The organism is Sphingomonas sp. P4_G2 (genome assembly GCF_056401155.1).
This window is the reverse complement of sequence record NZ_JBFUJY010000002.1, coordinates 758,665-779,445: the sequence shown is the minus strand read 5'-3', so window position 1 is coordinate 779,445 and position 20,781 is coordinate 758,665. Positions and strand designations below refer to the sequence as shown.

The 20,781-nt window shown below is 65.0% G+C and carries 19 protein-coding genes; 8 read left to right on the top strand and 11 right to left on the bottom strand.

What is annotated here, in order from left to right; genetic code table 11:
- The first annotated feature begins 3 nt into the window (after nt 1–3).
- Nucleotides 4–351: a DUF2200 domain-containing protein gene (locus tag AC1DRD_RS09120; protein WP_478041140.1), complete on the top strand. Its 348-nt coding sequence runs from the start codon at nt 4–6 to the stop codon at nt 349–351.
- A 16-nt stretch (nt 352–367) separates the two neighbouring features.
- Here the strand turns inward: AC1DRD_RS09120 and map are convergent, their stop codons facing one another.
- On the bottom strand, nt 368–1,195 hold the full coding sequence (gene map / locus AC1DRD_RS09115; RefSeq protein ID WP_478041139.1) for a type I methionyl aminopeptidase: 828 nt from the start codon (nt 1,193–1,195) through the stop codon (nt 368–370).
- A gap of 52 nt (nt 1,196–1,247) precedes the next feature.
- Here map and AC1DRD_RS09110 point away from each other — a divergent pair, with 52 nt between their 5' ends.
- From AC1DRD_RS09110 to AC1DRD_RS09100, 3 genes are read left to right on the top strand one after another with little or no spacing between them, the layout of a single operon-like run.
- Nucleotides 1,248–2,015 carry a competence/damage-inducible protein A gene (locus tag AC1DRD_RS09110; protein WP_478041138.1) on the top strand — a complete coding sequence of 256 codons (768 nt, stop codon included), beginning with the start codon at nt 1,248–1,250 and terminating at the stop codon, nt 2,013–2,015.
- A complete protein-coding gene (locus AC1DRD_RS09105; protein ID WP_478041137.1) occupies nt 2,012–2,542 on the top strand; it encodes a CYTH domain-containing protein in 531 nt (176 codons plus the stop codon). Before AC1DRD_RS09110 ends, AC1DRD_RS09105 begins: the two co-directional genes overlap by 4 nt.
- The gene (locus tag AC1DRD_RS09100; RefSeq protein WP_478041136.1) at nt 2,539–2,916 is read left to right on the top strand and encodes a hypothetical protein; all 378 of its coding nucleotides are present in this window, start codon (nt 2,539–2,541) and stop codon (nt 2,914–2,916) included. The genes AC1DRD_RS09105 and AC1DRD_RS09100 overlap by 4 nt, the downstream gene beginning before the upstream one ends.
- Nucleotides 2,917–3,007: 91 nt before the next feature.
- Here the strand turns inward: AC1DRD_RS09100 and AC1DRD_RS09095 are convergent, their stop codons facing one another.
- On the bottom strand, nt 3,008–3,778 hold the full coding sequence (locus tag AC1DRD_RS09095) for a class I SAM-dependent methyltransferase (RefSeq protein WP_478041135.1): 771 nt from the start codon (nt 3,776–3,778) through the stop codon (nt 3,008–3,010).
- 393 nt (nt 3,779–4,171) lie between these two features.
- On the opposite strand from AC1DRD_RS09095, the gene AC1DRD_RS09090 reads away from it, so the two are divergent.
- Both AC1DRD_RS09090 and AC1DRD_RS09085 read left to right on the top strand, forming a co-directional pair.
- On the top strand, nt 4,172–4,585 hold the full coding sequence (locus tag AC1DRD_RS09090; protein ID WP_478031545.1) for an MbcA/ParS/Xre antitoxin family protein: 414 nt from the start codon (nt 4,172–4,174) through the stop codon (nt 4,583–4,585).
- Nucleotides 4,582–5,313, top strand: a complete 732-nt coding sequence (locus AC1DRD_RS09085) for an RES family NAD+ phosphorylase (protein WP_478041134.1) — start codon at nt 4,582–4,584, stop codon at nt 5,311–5,313. The genes AC1DRD_RS09090 and AC1DRD_RS09085 overlap by 4 nt, the downstream gene beginning before the upstream one ends.
- Before the next feature lie 158 nt (nt 5,314–5,471).
- On the opposite strand, the gene AC1DRD_RS09080 is transcribed toward AC1DRD_RS09085, so the two are convergent.
- From AC1DRD_RS09080 to AC1DRD_RS09060, 5 genes are read right to left on the bottom strand one after another with little or no spacing between them, the layout of a single operon-like run.
- Entirely contained in the window at nt 5,472–7,049 is a 1,578-nt protein-coding gene (locus tag AC1DRD_RS09080) for a glycoside hydrolase family 27 protein (RefSeq protein ID WP_478041133.1), read from the bottom strand.
- A gap of 3 nt (nt 7,050–7,052) precedes the next feature.
- Entirely contained in the window at nt 7,053–8,465 is a 1,413-nt protein-coding gene (locus tag AC1DRD_RS09075) for an amino acid permease (protein WP_478041132.1), read from the bottom strand.
- A 21-nt stretch (nt 8,466–8,486) separates the two neighbouring features.
- Nucleotides 8,487–9,143 carry a GntR family transcriptional regulator gene (locus AC1DRD_RS09070; protein ID WP_478031464.1) on the bottom strand — a complete coding sequence of 219 codons (657 nt, stop codon included), beginning with the start codon at nt 9,141–9,143 and terminating at the stop codon, nt 8,487–8,489.
- 31 nt (nt 9,144–9,174) lie between these two features.
- Nucleotides 9,175–10,173, bottom strand: a complete 999-nt coding sequence (locus AC1DRD_RS09065; RefSeq protein ID WP_478041131.1) for a 4-hydroxyproline epimerase — start codon at nt 10,171–10,173, stop codon at nt 9,175–9,177.
- A 12-nt stretch (nt 10,174–10,185) separates the two neighbouring features.
- Nucleotides 10,186–11,100 carry a dihydrodipicolinate synthase family protein gene (locus tag AC1DRD_RS09060; RefSeq protein ID WP_478031466.1) on the bottom strand — a complete coding sequence of 305 codons (915 nt, stop codon included), beginning with the start codon at nt 11,098–11,100 and terminating at the stop codon, nt 10,186–10,188.
- A gap of 80 nt (nt 11,101–11,180) precedes the next feature.
- Between AC1DRD_RS09060 and AC1DRD_RS09055 the strand changes: the two genes are divergently transcribed.
- Complete coding sequence (locus tag AC1DRD_RS09055) at nt 11,181–12,416, top strand: NAD(P)/FAD-dependent oxidoreductase (RefSeq protein ID WP_478041130.1); 1,236 nt, start codon at nt 11,181–11,183, stop codon at nt 12,414–12,416.
- The gene (locus tag AC1DRD_RS09050) at nt 12,413–13,594 is read left to right on the top strand and encodes a M24 family metallopeptidase (protein WP_478031469.1); all 1,182 of its coding nucleotides are present in this window, start codon (nt 12,413–12,415) and stop codon (nt 13,592–13,594) included. Before AC1DRD_RS09055 ends, AC1DRD_RS09050 begins: the two co-directional genes overlap by 4 nt.
- A gap of 69 nt (nt 13,595–13,663) precedes the next feature.
- Here the strand turns inward: AC1DRD_RS09050 and AC1DRD_RS09045 are convergent, their stop codons facing one another.
- From AC1DRD_RS09045 to AC1DRD_RS09030, 4 genes are read right to left on the bottom strand one after another with little or no spacing between them, the layout of a single operon-like run.
- Complete coding sequence (locus AC1DRD_RS09045; RefSeq protein ID WP_478041129.1) at nt 13,664–15,226, bottom strand: family 43 glycosylhydrolase; 1,563 nt, start codon at nt 15,224–15,226, stop codon at nt 13,664–13,666.
- Nucleotide 15,227: 1 nt separating this feature from the next.
- Complete coding sequence (locus AC1DRD_RS09040) at nt 15,228–17,000, bottom strand: DUF885 domain-containing protein (RefSeq protein WP_478041128.1); 1,773 nt, start codon at nt 16,998–17,000, stop codon at nt 15,228–15,230.
- Between the two features lie 2 nt (nt 17,001–17,002).
- Entirely contained in the window at nt 17,003–18,004 is a 1,002-nt protein-coding gene (locus AC1DRD_RS09035; protein WP_478041215.1) for an Ldh family oxidoreductase, read from the bottom strand.
- Nucleotides 18,005–18,033: 29 nt separating this feature from the next.
- Complete coding sequence (locus tag AC1DRD_RS09030; protein ID WP_478041127.1) at nt 18,034–20,409, bottom strand: beta-L-arabinofuranosidase domain-containing protein; 2,376 nt, start codon at nt 20,407–20,409, stop codon at nt 18,034–18,036.
- Nucleotides 20,410–20,781: the final 372 nt, after the last annotated feature.

Genomic DNA, 20,781 nt, shown 5'->3' with positions numbered 1-20,781 from the left:
GCGATGTCGCATCGCATTTATGCGACAAGCGTCGCGAGCGTGTACGTCCATTACGTCGCCAAGGCCGAGCGGAAGGGCCGAACGCGAGCCGAAGTCGACGAGATCATATGCTGGTTGACTGGCTATACCCGCGAAGGATTGGCCGAAGAGCTGGCAAGCAAGGCGAGTTTCGAGGATTTCTTCGCCCGCGCGCCCGGCCTCAACCCTGCACGATCCGCGATCACCGGAACGATCTGCGGCGTGCGCATCGAGGAGATTGATGAGCCGCTGATGCGCGAAATCCGCTACCTGGACAAACTGGTCGATGAGCTGGCGAAGGGCCGGCCAATGGAAAAAATCCTCCGCCAGTAAAGCGCTCGATCGTACGTCAGTAAGGCGGCTGGTCGTACCCCTTGGGGCTCGACGTGAAGATCTCGCAGCCGTCCTCGGTGATGCCGATCGAATGTTCGAACTGTGCCGACAGCGAGCGGTCTCGGGTGACCGCGGTCCAGCCGTCGTCGAGCAGTTTGACGTCGGGCTTGCCGATGTTGATCATCGGCTCGATCGTGAAGATCATGCCGGGCTTGAGCTCGGGTCCAGTGCCCGGGCGGCCGACATGGACGACTTCCGGCGCGTCGTGGAACAGCTTGCCGACGCCGTGCCCACAGAAATCGCGCACCACGCCGAAGCGGTGGCGCTCGGCATGCGTCTGGATGGCATGCGCGACGTCGCCCATCGTGTTGCCGGGCTTGGCCTGCTCGATCCCGAGCATCAGGCATTCATAGGTCACGTCGACCAGCCGTTTCGCCTTGATCGGCACATTGTCGCCGACCAGATACATCCGGCTAGTGTCGCCGTGCCAGCCATCGAGCAACGGTGTCACGTCGATATTGACGATGTCGCCATCCTTGAGCTGGCGGTCGGACGGAATGCCGTGGCACACGACATGGTTGATCGAAATGCAGCTCGAATGCGTATAGCCGCGATAGCCGAGCGTCGCGGGGGCGGCGCCGCCGGCGATCATGAAATTGCGGATCAGATCGTCGAGCTCGGCAGTGGTCACGCCCGGCACGACGTGCGGCACGAGCATGTCGAGCGTTTCGGCGGCGAGGCGCCCGGCGCGGTGCATGCCCTCGAAGGCGTCGCGGCCATAGAGCTTGATCGCGCCGTTGCGCGCGAGGTTCATGTCGCTGGTGACAGTCACATATTCGGTCATGGCGAACGATATAACGATGACGCGCCGATTTTGCGAGGCTATCGCTGACCCCATGACCGGCCAAGCGAATGAGAGGATCTGGACCGCGGCGCTCGTCGTGATCGGCGACGAGATCCTGTCGGGGCGCACCCAGGACAAGAATGTCGCGCAGATCGCCGCGTGGCTCAACGTCCAGGGCATCAGGCTGGCCGAGGTTCGCGTCGTCGGCGACGTCACCGCAGCGATCGTCGAGGCGGTCAACCAGCTGCGCGCGCGCAACGATTATCTCTTCACCACCGGCGGGATCGGCCCGACGCATGACGACATCACCGTCGACGCGATCGCCGAGGCGTTGGGGGTGGGCGTCACCTATCATCCCAAGGCGGTCGCCACGTTGGAGCGCTATTACGAAAGCCGCGGCGGGCTGACCGAGGCGCGCAAGCGGATGGCGCGCGTGCCCGAGGGCGCCGATTTGATCGAGAACCGGATGTCGGGCGCGCCGGGCATCCGCATCGGCAATCTGTTCGTCATGGCGGGCGTGCCGCACATCACCGCGGGGATGCTCGACGGACTGACCGGCAAGCTCGAGGGCGGCCGTCCGGTGGTCAGCCGCTCGATCGGGTGCTGGGTACCCGAGAGCGAGGTTGCCGACATTTTGCGCGAGGCGGAAAAGGCGCATGAAGGGGTCGCGATCGGCAGCTATCCGTTTTTCCGCGATGGGCGGGTAGGAGCCAACTTCGTGGTGCGGAGTCCGGATCAGGCATTGGTCGACACCACTATTGCCGATCTGACGGCACGACTGGAGGCGGCGGGCCGAGAGGTCGTCGCGGACGGCATTTGACTGCGCCCAAGTACAGCATCATCGAACGTGAGCGGCGCTTCCTAGTCGATCGGGAACTGGCGCCCGCACTCGATTCCGCGACGGCGCGGTTGGTCGAGGATCGCTATTTGCCCGGCACCGGCTTGCGGTTACGCCGCGTGACCGCGCCTGACGGATCGGTAGTGCACAAGCTCGGCAAGAAATATCCCGGCGCGGGCCTGTCGTCGCGGCCGATGACCAACATCTATCTTGACGCGGCTGAATATGACGCACTGGCCGCGCTGCCGGCGGCGGTGCTGGTCAAACGGCGGCACGACGTCGGCGGCGGGTTCGCGATCGACGTGTTCGAGGGCGCGCTGGCCGGACTGATGCTCGCGGAGATATCCGCGGACGACGATGCTGAGTTGGCAGCGATCGCCCTGCCGTCCTGGTGCGCCGAGGAAGTCACCGAGGACGTCGCTTATGCCGGCGGTACACTTGCGATAGACGGGCGGCACGCGACGAGCGCCCCACGCGTTGTCACGGTAGCAGAAGGAGACGAGCGATGAAGATCGGTGCGATGATGCTGGTGCCTGCGATCCTGCTTGCCGGCTGTGGCGGCGGGGGTGCCGGCGGCAACGCTGCGGCGCCGGCCGCTCCGGCAACGCCCGATCCGGTCGAGGTCAAATTCCGCGCGCTCAATGCGGTGCAGCAGCGCGTCGCCCTGTTCCGCGCGATCTACGACGCCAATTATACCTGCAAGAAGATCGTTTCGATCGCCGAAAAGCCACGTAATGAGGGTCAGCCGGTATGGCTGGTGACCTGCGACGACCAGGGCGAATACGTGATCACGCTGGTTCCCGGCGGCACCTTCACCGTCAGCGGCGTTCCGCAACCCAAGGGTGGCTTCCGACGCGCGAGCCCGAGCCCGGCGCCCCAATAGGTGGCGATGCCACAGCCGCGGCCCGTTGAGTTCGAAGACCGAGCGGGCTCTCTCGCGAGCCCGCTCCAGCACAGGTCTGCCGGATCGCGTTCTACATGCTCAACGCGGCGAACAAGTGTCCGGTCGGCAATTGGCCCGTGCGGAGCGTCCGTTCAGGAGCGATCCGGGCGAGGAAATAGCGCCAGCTTTCCAGGCTCCAGAAGTTGATGTGGCCCGCATAGGATTCGAATTCCGAATGATATTCCTTGGCGGGAAGGTGGTCCTCCCGCCCATCGGGAACGGTCAAGATGAGCGTGCCGGTGGCTGACACTATGTCGAGCAAGCGCCTGACGACCGTTTCAGGATCCACCGTGTGTTCCAGCACTTCCATCAGAAACACCACGTCGTAGCTTGATGACTCCGGGAGGTCCGAAAGCGCGCTGAAGAACAGTTCGGCATCAGGGCAGGCCCGTTTGGCCATCGCCAGCTTCACATCGCTGACGTCGCATCCGGAGAGGGAGCAGTCCGGATACCTTGCGCGTATGAGATGCAACAGGCACCCCGCGTGGCACCCGATGTCCAGAACGCGTTTGCCGGCAATGTCGACGCCTTCCGCATCGCATCGATCGAGTAGCAGGCGCGCCATCGCCAGACGGCTTGCGTCGAAATAGTGCTCTAGGAATGCCGGTGTCGGCCATTCTCCGGTCAGCGCGTTGTGCTGCACCACCGGAAGGATTGCCCGGAGGAAGCTCGCGGCGTTGCGCGCATCGGCGGAGGTCGGCCGATACCGTGCGCCAGGATCGGCTCTTACGATCCTGTAGCCGCACCGCGCAAATGCGGACTGAACCAGGTTTTTGCCTAGGGACATCGGGGCGTGGATCATCTGTCCTCCGTCGCGCGCAAGCACGCCAGTTCTGGGAGTCCGAAGTCGAGCTTGTTTCATCATATGGCGCCGCAGGCGGCTTCTCTTGGGACTCCGATTGTCGCGCATCTCCGTCTCAACACGATCGAGTCCAACCTAGGTCGGCTGCGCCCCAAACGACCGATGCGCATGCATAGCAACGTGCCGCACCTCCCTGATCACCCTCTATGAACTGCAGGGGGTGGGAAAGTGGACGAAATCGACGGTTGCCTGCGGCACGACAGCCATTGGATGGCCTTTTGGGGCAACCGGAAAGCGGTCATCCGTTCATCGGTCCCGACCGATGTCGGAAAACGAGGCGGTTATTGCCAAATGGCATTAAATTACGTATATGGTGCCATATGGAGAACCGCCATGCTGGCTTTGCAACCCGTTGATACTGCTGCTCCGGCATTTCGTCCGAATCCGATAACCCAGAGCGAGGCTGCCGCGATGTTCAGGGCGGTACTGAACCTGTTCGGGAAATGGGAGCTCACCGACGAGCAGGCCGCGACGCTGCTCGATATGCCGGTGCGTTCCTATCGGCGCTGGAAAGCTGAAGGGCCGGGCCGGGTCTCACGCGATGGCGCGGCTCGCCTCTCCAACTTGATGGGCATCCACAAGGCGCTACGGATCGTCTTCTCCGAAGCCCAGCGGGGTTATGCCTGGATCAAGGCAAGCAATACAGCCTTTGCAGGATCGAGCGCACTCGATGTCATGCTCGGCGGCGAACTTACCGACATCATGCGTGTGCGCCGCTATCTCGATGCCGAGCGCGGCGGCTGGTGAGCGAACGGGAGACTCTCCCGGTCAGCAGGATTGAGTGGACCGCCGCGGTCAGGATCATCCGCAGCACTTTTCCGCCGATCGACCTGTTCGAAGACATCGCCGACCCTGCCGACTGGCCCTTGCTGATTTCTGCAGAGCAAAAAACGAACCCGCGCATCATGGCCACGATCGGCAACCTCGATCTGGTTCCGACCGAGCGCCGGGTCGGCGGAAACGGCGCCTCCTATTTGATGGCACCGTTCACCCACGCCAGCATGGACCGGCCGAGCCGCTTCACGGATGGCAGCTATGGCGTGCTATATGTCGGAAACGCTTTCGAGACGGCGTTGTTCGAAACGATCCATCACCATGCGCGGTTCATGACCCGGACTGCGGAAGCGCCCGGCTGGACCTCCCAGTTCCGGGAGATCGTCCTTTCGGTCAGCGCAGACTTGCATGACCTGAGAAGCGCCAATCCGGCCGATCCGGCACTCGATCCGGACAGCTATAGGGCATCTCAAAGGCTGGCGATGGCGCTTAAAGCGGATGGAGCTGATGGCGTCGTCTACCCCAGCGTCCGGCACGCAGGGGGAGAATGTGTCGCTTTATTCTACCCTGACTGCGCTTCAGATCCTGTGCAAGGCCGACACCTCGATTACCATTGGGATGGTATGGGTGTCGATCTCGTGCGCGATGCAGGGACGGGGGCTGTGTTCCGCGTCGTGGATGTGTCCCCCAGTCAGCTTTGACGGCCGAGGCATTCTGGTTCGAAACGCCCCCAATCTGTCCGGCTACGCATGGTGCGCGCAACCTTCGCTGGCTCGACGGAGCGGAAGTGCCCAAGATTTCAGCGGGTTGCAAAGCCTCGCATGGACGTCGGTGGAGGGTGGGCTGGAGCGCTCGACCGTCAGGTCGGCTTTACTGTGCCTGTCCGACCTCTAGGGACCGACTCCAGCAGGACCACGCCATGCGCGGGGACGGTGAAGCGCGTCACCCTGGCGTCGACCGGCGCGCCGTTCCACACATCGCGCAACGCCCCGATCGTCGACAACCCGACAAGATCGGGCGTCACCGTCATCGTCGCGGGCGCCTCGCCACGGTTGAACAGCGCAATTGCATAGCCACCGCTCGCCAAAGGCTTGAGCCATATCTCCGTGGCGCCGTCCTTGCGCACCGCCTTGCCCTGAACCCCTTTCGGGTCCTGATCGATCGCGATCACGCCACGATTTTCCAGCAGGCGCTTGGCGGACTCGCTGGTCGTGCGGACGTCATGTCCCATCATCAGCGGCGCGGCGGACATCGCCCATAATGTCATATGGGTGCGGTATTCGTCCTCCGACATGCCGCCATTGCCGACCTCGAGCATGTCGGGGTCGTTCCACCCGCCTGGGCCGGCATCGGTCGGATCGCCATTCTTCTCGAACCCGATCCGGGCCATCGTCGCATAATCGTCAGTGATGTCGCCGGTCGTCCGCCACAAATGCCCGCCGACCGAGCGGCCCCAGGTACCGACGCGGAAGCGACCATATTCGCATAGCGAGTAGACGATCTGGCGCCCGGTCGCGCGCAACGCGGCGCCCATTTCGGCATAGCTGCGTCGGACTGTGTCGGCGTCGGCATAAAACCATTCGCCCGAGCACAGATCATATTTGAGATAGTCGACGCCCCAGCCGGCAAAGGTCCTGGCATCCTGCTGCACATGGCCATAACTGCCTTCGTAACCGGCACAGGTCCGCGGCCCCGGTGAGGAATAGAGGCCGAGCTTCAGGCCACGCGAGTGCACGTAATCGGCCAGCGCCTTCATGTCGGGGAACTTGGCGTTGGGGCGAATCTGACCGTCGGGCCCGCGCGTGCCCTGCCAACCGTCATCGATATTGACATAAAGATAGCCCGCGTCGCGCAAGCCCGTCGTCACCATCGCGTCGGCGATCGCCCGGATCGTCGCATCATCGATCTTTTCGGCGAACCTGTTCCAGCTGCTCCACCCCATTGGCGGCGTCTTCGCCAAACCATCGGATGCTAATGTCGTCAGGGGCGGAAGCGCCGTCTCGTGGAACGTCAGGGCGGCGGCCTCCGCGTCGCTGGCACGCCGCCCGACCAGCGCGACCTTCGAATCCCAGACGCCACCCTCGAGCGCGATGCCCTGGGGCGTGACGCGCGCGGTCCAGTGGCGGATCGGTACCCCCGGCGTGTTGATGTTGCGTATGTCGAACGTCAGCAGCGTCGGGGTCACGACGATGTTGTCCATCGTCATGTTGCCATACCAGTCGGAGACAAGCTTGCCCGATACTCGCTTGTCGGCCGTCCGGTTCAGTTCGAGCATCCGAATACCGGGATTGGCGGGCGCATCGGGGAAGACGACGGCGAGGTGATAGGGACCGTCCGCAGGGATGAAGCTGAGCGGCTGGGCGGCGGCCGGCGACGCGGCGAGCACCAGTCCGAGACACGCGATGACAAACGCGGCCAGGATCTTGACGGCGGGCATGATCTAAAGCGCTGCGGCCGGTGCCGTGCCCAGCGTGACCTCGCTACGCCGGCGGCTATAGGCGAAGTAGATTATCAGGCCGATGACGTTCCAGCCGACGAACCGCAACAGCGTCATCGGCGGCAGGCTGACCATCAGATACAGGCATCCGAGGATCGTCAGCGTGCCGACGACATAGGGCGCCGGGCTCCGAAACAGTCGTTCCGCATCGGGCGCGGTTCGCCGCAACGCCATCAGGCACGCACCGACGGAAATGAAGGCAAGCAGGGTTCCGGCATTGGCGAGCTCCGCGATCTCGTCGAGCCGGAAGATGCCCGCGACGGCGGCGATCGTCGCGCCGGTCAGCAGGGTGATCAGGGTCGGCGCGCCAGTGCGCTTCGACACCTTGGCCAGCCCGCGCGGCAGCAAGCCATCGCGCGCCATCACGAAGAACACCCGGCTCTGCCCGTACATCATCACCAGGATGACCGAGGGCAGGGCGATGATCGCCGCCAGCGCGATCAGATGCGCCGCGAGCGGCTGGCCGAGATTGCGCAAGACCAGCGCCAGCGGCTCGGGCGAGTTAGCCAGCGCGGTGAAGGGCAAGGCGCCGACTGCGGCGATGGCGACGGCCATGTAAATGATCGTGCACAACAGCATCGACCCGATGATACCGATTTTGAGGTCGCGTGCCGGATTTCTGGTCTCTTCCGCGGAGGTCGCCACCGCGTCGAAGCCATAGAAAGCGAAAAACACGATCGCCGCCGCCGCCATCACACCATGCTTGCCATCGCTGCCGAAACCATAGGGCATGAACGGATGCAGGTTGGCGGCGTGGAAATTGGGGCTGGCGAAGCCGACGAAGATCCCCAACGCGACCAGCTTGATCACCACCAGAATGATGTTGAGCGTCGCGCTCTCGCGCGTGCCGGCGACGAGCATACCCATCACCGCCAGCGCGACGGCGACCGCGGGCAGGTTGACGATGCCCCCGCCGTGCGGCCCCACCAGCAAGACATGCGGAAGATGCACCCCGGCGGATTCGATCCAGCCGACGAGATAGCCTGACCAGCCGACCGCAACGGTCGAGCAGGCGAGCGAATATTCCAGGATCAGGCTCCAGCCGACCACCCAGGCGATGCCTTCGCCAAGCGCCGCATAACTGAAGGTATAGGCGCTGCCGGCGGCGGGAATCATCGTCGCCAGCTCGGCATAAGCAAGTGCGGCGCACCCGCAGACAAGGCCACAAATGACGAAGGCGAGGATCACCGCCGGCCCGGCGCGCTCGGCACCGACCCCGACCAGGGTATAGATTCCGGTGCCGACGATCGCGCCCACGCCTAGTGCGACAAGGTGCGGCCAACTCAAGGTCTTGGCGAGGCGTGCGTTCTCGGGGTGACTCGTAACGCTGTCGAGCGACTTACGTGGTCCGAACATGACCTCTCCTGGAAGGGTGAATCAGGTCGCGGCGGACGCCGCGAATTGCAATCTCAGATCATCGAGCGTCGCGGCGATATGCTGGCTCAGCAATGACACAATGGCCGCCTCGTCGCGCGCCAGCCAGGAATCGAGCAGGCCGCGATGCTCGAGATGAGCGCGCTGATCGCGGCCGGCTGGCGCGAGATGCGCGATGACATAGCGCTCGGCGAGGATCGTGAGCCGCTCGACGACCTGGGTGGTCAAGATACGGTCCCCGGGCCGAACGAGCGCGGTGTGAAAGTCGCGATTGCGCATCGCCACTTCGGGAAGATTGTCCGATGCCGCGCGATCGAGCCGTTCGAATGTTTCGATCGCCGCGCGTCGATCGGTTTCAGTGGCATAGCGCGCCGCGCGCGCGGCCGCGACCGGCTCGATCGCCAGACGAAGCTCGAAGATTTCCTCGGCCTGCGCGCTCGACATCGGTTGCACGAAATAGCCGCGATTTGCGTGGCTGGTGAGCAACCCTTCCTGCTCGAGCCGCGCCAGCGCCTCGCGCAACGGTATCTTGCTGACGCCAAGTTCGGCGGCCAGCGCGTCCTGTCGAATGGGCAGATCATGCGGCAATTGACCGGTCACGATCTGCTCGCGGACGATCTCGAAAACGCGTTCCGATAAAGTTCGGACGACGATGCTCATGCTGGGATCCTCCGGAAAACGGCGGGCTTACTCATTGTACCTGAAAGCCTTCCCAGAAGTGATCTGCGCGATCAATCCAGATCGTGTTGAACCCGGTGGCAATTGCCGATCCTTCGACCGACGGAATGATCGCCGGCACGTCGCCCACCATGGTTTCGGCTTCGACGCGGCCGATGAAACGGCTGCCAATATAGCTTTCGTGTACGAAGCGATCGCCCACCGACAGCCGTCCCGTCGCCGCGAGATGCGCCAGACGCGCCGATGTGCCGGTCCCGCAGGGCGAGCGGTCGATTGCCTTGTCGCCATAGAATACAGCGTTGCGCCCGTCGGCGCCGTCCGCCAGCGGCGCATCCGCCCACAAAATATGGCTCACCCCGCGGATCGTTGGGTCGAGCGGGTGGACCGGCTCATATTGCGCGCGAATGGCTTCGCGAATCCGCCCGCTCAATTCCACCAGCCGCGCCGCGCCGAGCGCATCGAGGCCCGTATAGGCGCCTTGCGGCTCGATGATCGCGTAGAAATTGCCGCCATAGGCGACATCGATGGTCAGCGGCCCGATTCCGTCGATATCGACCGCGAGGCCGCGGCGGGCGACATAGGCCGGCACGTTGGTGATCTTCACCGCCGTTACCTTATCGCCTTCGGCCGTATAGCGCACGTCAATCGCGCCGGCGGGCACTTCGATGCGCAATTGCCCCGGGATCGCAGGCTGGATCAGCCCATGCTCGAGCCCGAAGGTCACCATGCCGATCGTGCCGTGCCCACACATCGGCAGGCACCCCGAGGTCTCGATGAACAGGATGCCGATATCTGCATCGGCCGTGGTCGGCGGATATAGGAAGCCTCCCGACATCATGTCGTGCCCGCGCGGTTCGAAGCACAAACCCGTGCGGATCCAGTCGAACCGCTCAAGAAAGTCCTGCCGCCGAGCGGACATGCTGTCGCCCTTGAGCAGTGGCGCCCCGCCCGCGACCAGGCGGACCGGGTTGCCGGCGGTGTGGCCGTCTATGCAGAAGAAGGTATGGCGCACGCCCGCTTTGCCTCAGGCAGCCTTGGCCAGTTCAATCGTCGGCCGCGTCGCCGCGGCCTTTTCGACCATCGCGATCACTTCGGCCCGACGCTCCCCGATCAGCGGCAAACGCGGCGGAAGCACGCGCTCCGAACCCCGGCCCATCACTTCCTCGGCAAGCTTGATCGACTGCACGAGATCATGCTCGGCATCGAGATGCAGCAAAGGCATGAACCAGCGATAGATCTCCAGCGCCTTGACGTGATCGCCGCGCTCGAACGCCTGCACCAATCCGACCGATTCCTTGGGGAAGGCGTTGGTCAGGCCCGACACCCAGCCCTGCGCACCAAGGTAGAGTCCTTCGAGCGCCACATCGTCGAGCCCGGCGAACAGCACGAAACGATCGCCGAAATCGTTGCGGAAATCGGTGAACCGGCGCGTGTCGGGCGCCGATTCCTTGATGCAGACGATGTTGGGTACGTCGATCAACTCGGCCAACACCCCTTTGTCGATCACCGTACGATAGGCCGGCGGATTGTTATAGAGCATGATCGGCAGCGCGGTATTGCTGGCGACACCCTTGAAATAGGCGACGAGCTCGTGGCTGTCCGGCACGTAGACCATTGGCGGCAGCAGCATCAGGCCGTCGGCGCCCACCTTTTCGGCTGCCTGCGAATAGCGCACCGCGCGGCGCGTATCATATTCCGAAACGCCGGTGAGCACCGGCACACGCCCCGCCACGACTTCGACAATCGCGGTCAGGACGGACACCTTTTCGTCATACATGAGCGAGTTGTTTTCGCCGACCGTGCCGAGCGCGATGATACCGGTCACCCCGTCGCGAATCAGGTTGTCGACAACACGCTGCGTGTCGTCCAGGTCGATCGACAGATCGGCGCGCAACTGCGTCGTGACTGCCGGAAAAACACCCTTCCAACCGATTGCCATCTTGAGAAATCCGTCCTTCTGTTTCATCTGGAATACGGTATACGAAATGAATTGCTGCGGAGCAATAGGGGATAATCGGTTTGAAGATTACGGTCATTGGCGGCGGCGTTGTCGGACTCTGTTGTGCCCTGCATTTGGCCAGGTCCGGGCACGCGGTCACGCTGCTGGAGCAATCCGTCCGCCGCGATGCAGCATCATGGGGCAATGCGGGACACATCGCGACAGAGCAGGTCGCTCCGCTCGCGTCGGTCGCGACGTTGCGTTCGGCGGCGGGTCGGTTGTTCGTGCGGGGCGGCGCGCTCGATCTGCCGCTTGCCGGTATCGCGACCTGGCTGCCGTTCGCGCTGCGTATGATCGCTGCCTCGCGGCCGGCGCGTTTCGAGAAGGGTAGGCGCGCGCTCGGCACGCTGCTCGCCGAGGCCCTGCCCGCCTGGCAGCGACTGGTCGCGGCAATCGGCGCCCCGGGCCTGCTCAGCGACGCCGGACATTGCGTGATGTGGGAAAGCGCCGCCACAGCGGCGGCCGGGCGCGCGGCCTGGGCCGCCGCCGACACCGGGACGGCGCGCTTCGCCGAGGCGACTGCGGAACAGCGAGCAGAATTGGCGAAGGTCACGACGGCACCGGTCGCCGGCGCCATCTGTTTCTCCGGCACTGCCCAGATCACCGATCTGGACGCGCTCGCCACCGCGCTGAGCGATGCCTTCCGCGCGGCAGGCGGCACGATCCTCCCGCAGCATGCGGGCTTGGTGCTGGAAGACGGCCGGGCCGTGGTTCCCGGCCTCGAAAGCGACCGGGTGCTCGTCACCGCCGGTGTCCGTTCCGGCCCCTTGGTCGAGGCGATCGGCCACCGCGCGCCGATCGTCGCCGAGCGCGGCTATCATATCCGCGGGACGGCCAGGCGCTGGCCGTCCGATCTACCGCCGATCGTGTTCGAAGACCGCTCGATGATCGTCACGCGCTTCGCCGACCAGGTCCAGGCGGCGAGCTTCGTCGAGATCCACGCCACCGACGCCCCGCCCGATCCGCGCAAATGGGAGCGCCTCGAACGGCATGTCAGGGAACTTGGGCTGGCGATCGACGAGCCGTTCACTCGCTGGATGGGTTCGCGGCCGACCTTGCCGGACTATCTCCCGGCAATCGGTCGCTCGCGCCGTGCCGACAATCTCTTCTATGCCTTTGGCCATCAGCATCTCGGATTGACCCTCGCGCCCATTACGGCGGAGATCATCGCGGCGATGGTCGACGAGACGCCGGAGGGCATCGACATGGCCCCATTCGATCTCGAGCGGTTCGGCGGTAAGGGAGGCAAACGATGATTGGTGGATCAAACGCGACGGACGAACTGGCGACCCTTCCTCCATGGCCGGCGCCGCCACCGCCGATCGGACGCGACGAGCGCGGCGCCCGCCTGAACCGCGCCCGCGCGCTGACCGACGCTATCGGCGCCACCGCCTTGCTTGTGAATGCCGGCCCCAGCCTGCGCTATTTCGCCGGCGTCCCGTGGAGCCCGACCGAGCGGCTGGTCGCCTTGTTGCTGCCAGTGGTTGGCGAGCCTCGCCTGATCTGTCCGGCGTTCGAACGTGGCTCGCTAGAGGCGGTCCTGGAAATTCCGGCGGAGGTGGCCTTATGGGAAGAGGACATCGACCCGTCGGGCCTCCTCGCCGATATGATGCCGGCCGGAGCGACGCTTGCGGTCGATCCGCTCCTGCCATTCCACTACGGCGAAAATTTGCGTGCGCGCGGATGCAGACTGATCGACGGGAGCGCCGCGATCGACGGGTGCCGCATGGTCAAATCCGGCGCCGAACTGGCGCTGATGCAGCACGCCAAGACGATCACGCTCGAGGTGCAACGCCGCGCGGCGCGCATTCTCGCGCCCGGTATCGCAGCGAGCGCAGTGATTCGCTTCATTGACGCCGCGCACCGCGCGCTCGGCGCGGCCGGATCGACCTTCTGCGCGGTTCAGTTCGGCCAGGCCACTGCCTTCCCGCACGGGCTGCCTGGCGACCAAAAGCTCGAGGAGAACAGCCTCGTCCTGATTGATACCGGTTGTACCGTCGACGGCTATCACAGCGACATCACCCGCACCTACGCCTTCGGCCGAGTCGACGACGATGTCCGGACATTATGGACGCTGGAAAAGGAAGCGCAGGCCGCCGCCTTCGCCGCGGTGCGGCCCGGCGTGCCCTGCGAAGATGTCGACGCGGCGGCACGAGCCGTGCTCGAGCGCGCCGGGCTTGGCCCCGACTACCAGCTGCCCGGACTGCCGCATCGCACGGGCCACGGCATCGGTCTCGCGATCCACGAGCCGGCATATCTGGTGCGCGGCGACCGCACGCCGCTCGCGCCGGGCATGTGCTTTTCGAACGAGCCGATGATCGTCGTGCCCGACCGCTTCGGCATTCGGCTCGAGGACCATTTCCACGTGACCGACACGGGCGCGGCATGGTTCACCGAACCACAGCCGTCGCTCGACCGCCCTTTCGCCACCTGATCGGATCGTGGCGGCGCGAAACTTGCCCCGCGATCGAAGCCGCGGTCGCATATCGCCGTTGCCGGCGGCTCACTTGCCGCAGGGCTCTGGCCGATGCGCGCCGGCCGCGACCGGCGGCACCGGCTTGGGCGCGAGCACTTCCCACTCGGTCACCGCGACACCGGCGGTGGCGCCAGCCGCCTGCGACGCGTCGAAGGTTGCGCGCAGGCAGCGCGTGGTGACGGCGGCGAAGCGCGTTTCCTGCGCGGCCGCGCCCGCAGTGCCATAGCCGCTCGCACGCGGCACCGGCTTCCATCCGCTGTCCCAATAGTCGATCCGCCAGCTCTTCGGCGGCGCGACGCCTTCGCCCGCGCCGGCCGGATGATCGCCCCAGAACCAGAGACGCGACCCGTTGACCGTGACCGGCTTGTTCCACCGATATTCGATCCATGGATGCGCGGGAATGGCGTCGGGCACCCACGTGCCCCACATGTCGGGTGGCAACGGCGAGTCGCGGCGAATGCCGTCGTTGATCGCGTTGATCCAATATTGCACCGGCACGGGCATGTTCGAGGCAAAGGCGGTTGCCGACCCGGCGATGTTGCGCGTGGCGCGTGGCGCGGGCTGGGGCAGCCGCGTCGGCACGACCGGGCGGATCAACGCCGGCGTGACGCTATCGTCCCATGCGATCCGGTCGAGCGCCACGCTGCGCCGGAAATGCCCGCCGCCAACGGCATCGGCGGTGTGATAGGCGAGATACCATTTGCCCTTGAACTCGACCGCCCCCGAATGCGACGTCGTCGACGATACCGGCTTGAGGATCACGCCGCGATAGGTCCAGGGGCCAAGCGGAGACGGTGCCGTGCCGTAAGCGATGCACGCATGATACACCGCCGGCGTGCAATCGCTGTCGGGTCCGGCGTTATTGCCGGCGTAGAGCATGTAATAGACGCCCTTGCGCTTCATCAGCCATGGCGCCTCGAAGAAGCCGCGAAGTCCTTCGACCCGTACCTCAGGTCCCCTCGCCGTGATCATGTCGCGGTCGAGCGCCATCCCGCGCAGCTGGCCGAAGGTGCCCCAATAGATGAACGGCGTTCCGTCATCATCGACCATCACCGTCGGATCGATGTTCTGGATCGTGTTGCGCTCGGGTGTCCGCTGCGAGATGATCGGTCCTAAAGGATGGGCATCGCGCCATGGCCCGACCGGATTGTCGGCGACCGCGACGCCGATCGCGAAACGGTCGGGCGCATCGCTCTTCGCCTCGAGCACCGGCGCGTACAGATAGAATTTCCCGTCGCGGCCGGGGACGATCTGTCCGGCATAGGCACGACCCGGCTCGGCCCATTTGAACAGTGTTTCGGGTCGCGCGATCGCGGGATAGTGCGTCCAGTCGCCGGTTGCGGGATCGCTGGTCGCGAGCAATTGCCACTCGTTCATGATGAAGTCGTTGACGCCCGGTGGGGCCTCGTCGCGCCCGGCGAGAATCCACAGCCTGTCGCCGATCACCACGGGCGCCGGATCGGTAGAATAATAGCGCCCGTCAGCGAGGATCGGATTGCCGCTGCTGTGGATTTTTTCCGCGCGCGGCATGGTTTGCGCAGTGAGCGGGGCCGCCGCCAGCAGCGCGATGAGAAGGGAAGGGCGCTTCACGTCATTCCTCGTCGGGATAGGGGCCCTTGCCGCCATCCTTGATCAGTTGGTCGGTGCGCGCGTCTAGCACCGGCAACGGCACCGAGCCGAGCTGGAGCATGGCGTCATGCCATGCCCGCACATTGAACCTGGCGCCCAGCGCCTTTTCGGCCCGCGCGCGCGCCTTCTGGAACGCGAGTTCGCCCATGTAATAGCTCAGCGCCTGGCCCGGCCACGCGATATAGCGATCGACTTCGGTTTCGATCTCGTGATCCGACAAGGCCGTATTGTCGTGGAGGAACTGCTGCGCGCGCTCGCGGCTCCAGCCCTGGGTGTGAATGCCGGTATCGACCACCAATCGAGCGGCGCGCCACATTTGATAGCTCAGCATCCCGAAGCGGTCATAGGGATCGTCATACATCCCCATGTCGTCGCCAAGCTTCTCGCAATACAGCGCCCAGCCTTCGCCATAGGCCGAAAGATACGCGTCGCGGCGAAACTGCGGCAGACCGCTATTCTCGGCGGCGAGCGGCATCTGCATGGCGTGGCCGGGAGCGGATTCGTGCAGCGTCAGCGCAACCATCTGGTAATAAGGCCGCGACGGCAGGTTCCAGGTATTGACCAGGTAGATGCCCGGGCCACCGCGCCCGCCGGTATAGAAAGGTGCCAGATCCGCCGGCACCGGCTTGATCGCGAAGCGGCTGCGCGGCAGGCGGCCGAACCAGTCGCTCGCCTTGCCGTCGAAGGTCTTGGCGATCCACGCCGCGCGGTTGAGCAGATCCTGCGGCGTCTTGGGATAGAAGCGCGGGTCGGTGCGCAGGAAGTGCAGGAAGGCCGGCAGGTCGCCGTCGAACTTCACCTGATGCAGCACATCGAGCATCTGCCCATGGATTTTGGCGACTTCGGCGACTCCGATCGCGTGGATCGCTTCCGGCGGCATGTCGAGCGTGACGAATTCGCGGATCTTCGACTGATAATAGGCTTTGCCGTCGGGAAGGTCATAGGCAGCGAGCGTCGTGCGCGCGCCGGGGATGTATTCCGTGCGCAGGAAAGCGAGCAGCTTGGCATGCGCCGGCACCGCGGCCTCCGCGAGCGCTGCTTCTCCATCGCGGCGCAGCGCGGCTTGTGTCGCGGCGGGGATCGTCGCGGGGAAGCTCGCAAAGGGTGCGTAGAGCGGGTTGTCGGCGAGCGACCTGGCCTCGGCGACTTGTGCCACGCCGATGTCGCGTCCCTGCAGCGTTACTTTCGGAGGCGTGAAGCCGCGCTGCAATCCCGCGCGCATATTGCCGATCTGTTGGTCGAAATAATGCGGCAAGGCGCGCAGCATCGCGATGTAGCTGCGATAGTCGCCCTCGTCATGAAAGCGCCCGCGCGCCGACTCCGCGACATCGCCCCAGAAGCTGGTGTCCGAGTTGAGCGGCTTCTCATACTCGCGATAGATCTGCGCGGCGAGCAACGCGTCGATCTGTCCTTTGTAGACTGCATAATCGACCTTCGCCGTGGCGGAGAGGTCGGCGATACGGATGGTGGCGAGTTGCCGCTCGGTGTCGGTCCAGCGCGCGAGCTTCGCCGCCTGCGCCTGCGGTCCGACATCGGGCAGACGGGCCCGTGTGTCCGCTGGGCTGTTCTCGTCGGGACCCTGCATCTTCTGCCGCCACGCATATTCGGCGGTGTAGATCGCCTTGAGCCGGTCGTCGGCCGAGATCGCGCGCCTCGCGACCTTCTGTTCCGCCGCACCGGTGGCGGCCGGTGAAGTGCCCAGCACCAGCGCCAGAGTCAGCCAACCGTACCGCATCGTCATGCTCCTGCCACCAAGGCGTCGATATCGGCGAGCAACTGCGCCGGAATATGCACGCCGTGGACCTTGCTCTCAGCGCGCGCTGCATAACGGCGCTGCGAGGGCAAGCGCGCGCCCTGTCCCTCGACCGCGGCAAAGAGGCTCTCCGCGCGGGCGAGATGCGCTTCGACCTGGTCGCCGAGGAAGCCGGCCGGGTCGATTGCCACGATCAGTTCGCCGCCGAGTGGCGACCCACCCGCGCCGCCGTCGGCGGCGAGCGACTGAGCGCTGGTCAGGTCGCCGATCAACGGCCCCGCGATCAATTCGACCATCGCCGCCAGTGCCGAGCCCTTGTGTCCGCCGAAGGTGCGCATCGCGCCGTCGAGCACCGCCTTGGCGTCGGTCGTCGCTTGCCCGTCCGCGTCATAACCCCAATCGTCGGGCACGGGTTTGCCGGCACGGCGGTGCAATTCTATCTCGCCCCGCGCGACCGCACTGGTCGCGAAATCGAACACGAACGGTTCGCGGCCCGGCCGCGGCCATCCGAACGCGATCGGATTGGTTCCGAACACCGGCCGCGTGCCGCCGGCAGGTGCGACCCAGGCATGGCTCGGCGTGAAGGCGAGCGCCACCAGCCCTTCTCCCGCCAGCCACTCGACCTCAGGCCAGAGCGCTGCGAAATGCACCACATTGTTGAGCGCCAGCGCGGCGATGCCGTGGCGGCGCGCCTTATCGGCCAGCACGGCCCGGCCGGTCTCGAACGCCAGTTGCGCGAAGCCGCCACCGCCCTGGACTCGCACGAGCGCGCGCGCCGGTTCGGACAGCACCGGCGTCGCGTCCGCCACCACCGTTCCCGCGCGCACGCTCCTGGCGGCAACCAGCAGGCGGTACAGCCCGTGCGAGGCGCAGCCATCGCGCTCGCCCGCCATCATCGTCTCGGCGACCGCATCGGCATGGTCGCTCGACAGCCCGACGCGCAGCAACACGCTACGCGCGAGCGCGCGGACCTCCGCAAGCGTCATCACGACGGTAGGCGACGTTTCGGCGTCGATCACTTGGTGGCGCCGGGCCTGGCCGTGAACAGCACCACCCCGAACACCGGACCCGCCGTGCTGCGCTCGTGCGGCACGAAGCGTACCTTGAGCTGCGTCTTCTTGTCTGTCAGCGCGAGTGGCAGCGGATATTCGATGTCCACGAACTTGCCGGGCGCGTCGGCGCCAAGATGCTGCGTCGCGACCTTCACATTGTCGACCAGGATGTCGAAGTCCCGCCCGCGCTCCTCGCCCCAATAGGTTGCTTGCAGAACGAGCGGGCCGGGCTTGGCCTTCATCGTGAACTCGAAGAAGCCGCCGGCGCGCGCATCGCGCCCATTGCGATTGCGATAGCTGACCGGCCATGATTGGTCGGACGTCAGGCCATGATCGTGCTCGGGCTGCATCTCGCCGAGATGGACGACGTCGACCGAGCGCGCCGCGATATCCTTGAGCCGCGCCTGTTCAGCGACATAGGCCGCTTCCTCGGTCTTCCACTCGCCTTCCGAGAAGTGCTTGAAATAGACCGCGCTGCGCCGCTCATATTGCTTGTAGAATGGGACGAAGGTCAGATCGCCAGGCCGCACCACGCCACTGGTGGTGTAGATCGCCGGGATCGCGCCAGCGCGAAAACCGCCGAGCACGTCGGCGCCGACGAGTGCCGGATCGGGGCCGGCCCAGTCGCCTTCGGTCGTGCCGAGGTCGGCCGCCAGCACCATCGGCCCACGCAGAATTGCGATCGTTTTCCCGTCACCTGGCGTCGCCTCGATACGGAGGTCGAGCGGCAGCGTGATCGCGACCGCGTCCCCCGCCTTCCATCTGCGCTGAACGATCGCATAACCACCGGCGAAGCTGGGGCGTACCGGCCGGCCATTGACGGTCACCGCCGCCTTGCCCGCCGCCCAGCCCGGCACGCGCAGCGCGATCGCGAACCGGCCGGGCCTGGCGAGCTTGCCCAAGGTCAGCGTCGAGGTCGGTTCGAAGGGATATCGTGTGTCGAGCGTCAGCACGGCGCCGCGCGCGCGCCACGTCGCGTCGGCGGGGATGTAGAGGTTGACCAGCAGCGCGCTCTCGCCTTCCCAGAAGATCGACTCGCCGTGCTTGGCGTGACTTTCCATGCCGGTGCCGACGCAGCACCAAAAAGCATCGTCGGCGGGTGTGGAATAACCCCGGACGGCACCCGTGAGCAGCGGCGTCATATAGGTGAAGCCCGCGGTCTTGGGATTCTGCGCCGCCATCACATGGTTGAGATGCGCGCGCTCATAATAGTCGAACAACGCGCCGTCGGGTTGCCAGCTATACAGCTGCCGTGTCAGCTTGAGCATATTGTATGTGTTGCAATGCTCGCAGGTCTGCTCGGTGATATGGCGGCTGAGCGTGTCAGGCTCGGAAAAATATTCCCGATCGGCATTGCCGCCGATGACGTAGCTGTAATGCTGCGTCACTGTCTGCCAGAAGAAGCGCGCTGCGGTCGCCTTGGCGGGCTCGCCGGTCAGTTCGTGGATTCGCGCCAGTCCGATCAGCTTGGGCACCTGCGTGTTGGCGTGGAAATTGGCGAGCTTGTCCTGTTGGGCAGCAAGCGGATCGAGCACCTTGCGATCGTACAAGCGCTCGGCGATCGCCAGCCACTTGCGGTCCCCCGTGCGCACCGACAACTCGGCGAAACTTTCGTTGAGCCCGCCATATTCGGTGCCGAGCATTTCCTGCATCTGCGCGTCGCTGAGCGCCGCGAAGACCGGCTCGAAATAGCCCGCAAACGCGACTGCGACCGACAGCGCCTTAGCATTTCCCCAGCTGGCATGAATGTCGAGCAGGCCCGCGAAGAGTTTGTGGACGGTATAGAAGGGCGACCAGGCGCCGTTGAGGTCGAACCCTCCCGAACGGATTTCACCCTTGATGAGTTCGGGGAAGATCTCGATCGCGTCGACGACCGTGCCGTCCTTCCGCTTGCGCTGCATCGCGCCGATATAGCCGTTGCCGCGCGCCGCCTGCGCCGCCGCCAACTCGTCGACGATATAGTCGGCGCGGACCTTCGCCTGCGTATCGCCGGTCTGCTCGTGGATCAGAACCAGCGCCGACATGTAATGGCCGAGAGTGTGGCCGGCGATCGTGTCGCTTTCCCACCCGCCATAGATTTCACCCTTGGGCGCGAGCCCGGCATAGGCGCGGAAATTGTGCAGCAGCCGGTCCGCGCTCAGCCGCAGCAAATAGGTGCGGTTGACCTCGACGGCGGTCGCATAATCGGATGGCCGCAAGCGCACCGCCGAGAGCGGCAGGGGCTTGGCGTTGCGCGGCAATCCTGCTCCCCGCGCGATCGCGGCAAGACCGGCAGACGGCCCCGCCAGCGCGGCCAGCGCCGCCGCTCCGGCCATCAATTCGCGACGCGTGCTCTGCATATGCCATTCCCCGTAGAATACTGTATACGATTACTGTGTCTGCTCAGCGAGGTCAATCGCCGAACGCGGCATATGCTGGCGCAAGGATCCATACATCGAGTCCTGCAGAGGGGGGCAGACGCAATTATCGCGGACCGCACCAAAGCGCTGGAAAGATGTCATTTTTGATTTGGCATGCCTCCACGCGTGATGTTGTGCGCCCATAAGGCAGCCCGCTCCTCGGGCATGGCTGCGTTATGGATCATGGGATGATCATATACTGTATAATATTTGTTGACGCGCGAAGGGCCGCCTGCTGTAGACATTGGCGAAAGGGGGATTGCCGTGCCGTCTCGTGTCATGCCGCCCGTTCATCAGACCGCCCCCGGAAGA

Excerpts from the sequence above, each read along its gene's own strand:
- AC1DRD_RS09095 (WP_478041135.1), bottom strand. The coding sequence starts at position 3,778 with ATGATCCACGCCCCGATGTCCCTAGGCAAAAACCTGGTTCAGTCCGCA.
- AC1DRD_RS09080 (WP_478041133.1), bottom strand. The coding sequence starts at position 7,049 with ATGCCCGCCGTCAAGATCCTGGCCGCGTTTGTCATCGCGTGTCTCGGA.
- map (WP_478041139.1), bottom strand. The coding sequence starts at position 1,195 with ATGACCGAATATGTGACTGTCACCAGCGACATGAACCTCGCGCGCAAC.
- AC1DRD_RS09040 (WP_478041128.1), bottom strand. The coding sequence starts at position 17,000 with ATGCGGTACGGTTGGCTGACTCTGGCGCTGGTGCTGGGCACTTCACCG.
- AC1DRD_RS09050 (WP_478031469.1), top strand. The coding sequence starts at position 12,413 with ATGATTGGTGGATCAAACGCGACGGACGAACTGGCGACCCTTCCTCCA.
- AC1DRD_RS09030 (WP_478041127.1), bottom strand. The coding sequence starts at position 20,409 with ATGCAGAGCACGCGTCGCGAATTGATGGCCGGAGCGGCGGCGCTGGCC.
- AC1DRD_RS09075 (WP_478041132.1), bottom strand. The coding sequence starts at position 8,465 with ATGTTCGGACCACGTAAGTCGCTCGACAGCGTTACGAGTCACCCCGAG.
- AC1DRD_RS09110 (WP_478041138.1), top strand. The coding sequence starts at position 1,248 with ATGACCGGCCAAGCGAATGAGAGGATCTGGACCGCGGCGCTCGTCGTG.
- AC1DRD_RS09070 (WP_478031464.1), bottom strand. The coding sequence starts at position 9,143 with ATGAGCATCGTCGTCCGAACTTTATCGGAACGCGTTTTCGAGATCGTC.
- AC1DRD_RS09060 (WP_478031466.1), bottom strand. The coding sequence starts at position 11,100 with ATGGCAATCGGTTGGAAGGGTGTTTTTCCGGCAGTCACGACGCAGTTG.
- AC1DRD_RS09090 (WP_478031545.1), top strand. The coding sequence starts at position 4,172 with ATGCTGGCTTTGCAACCCGTTGATACTGCTGCTCCGGCATTTCGTCCG.
- AC1DRD_RS09120 (WP_478041140.1), top strand. The coding sequence starts at position 4 with ATGTCGCATCGCATTTATGCGACAAGCGTCGCGAGCGTGTACGTCCAT.
- AC1DRD_RS09035 (WP_478041215.1), bottom strand. The coding sequence starts at position 18,004 with ATGACGCTTGCGGAGGTCCGCGCGCTCGCGCGTAGCGTGTTGCTGCGC.
- AC1DRD_RS09100 (WP_478041136.1), top strand. The coding sequence starts at position 2,539 with ATGAAGATCGGTGCGATGATGCTGGTGCCTGCGATCCTGCTTGCCGGC.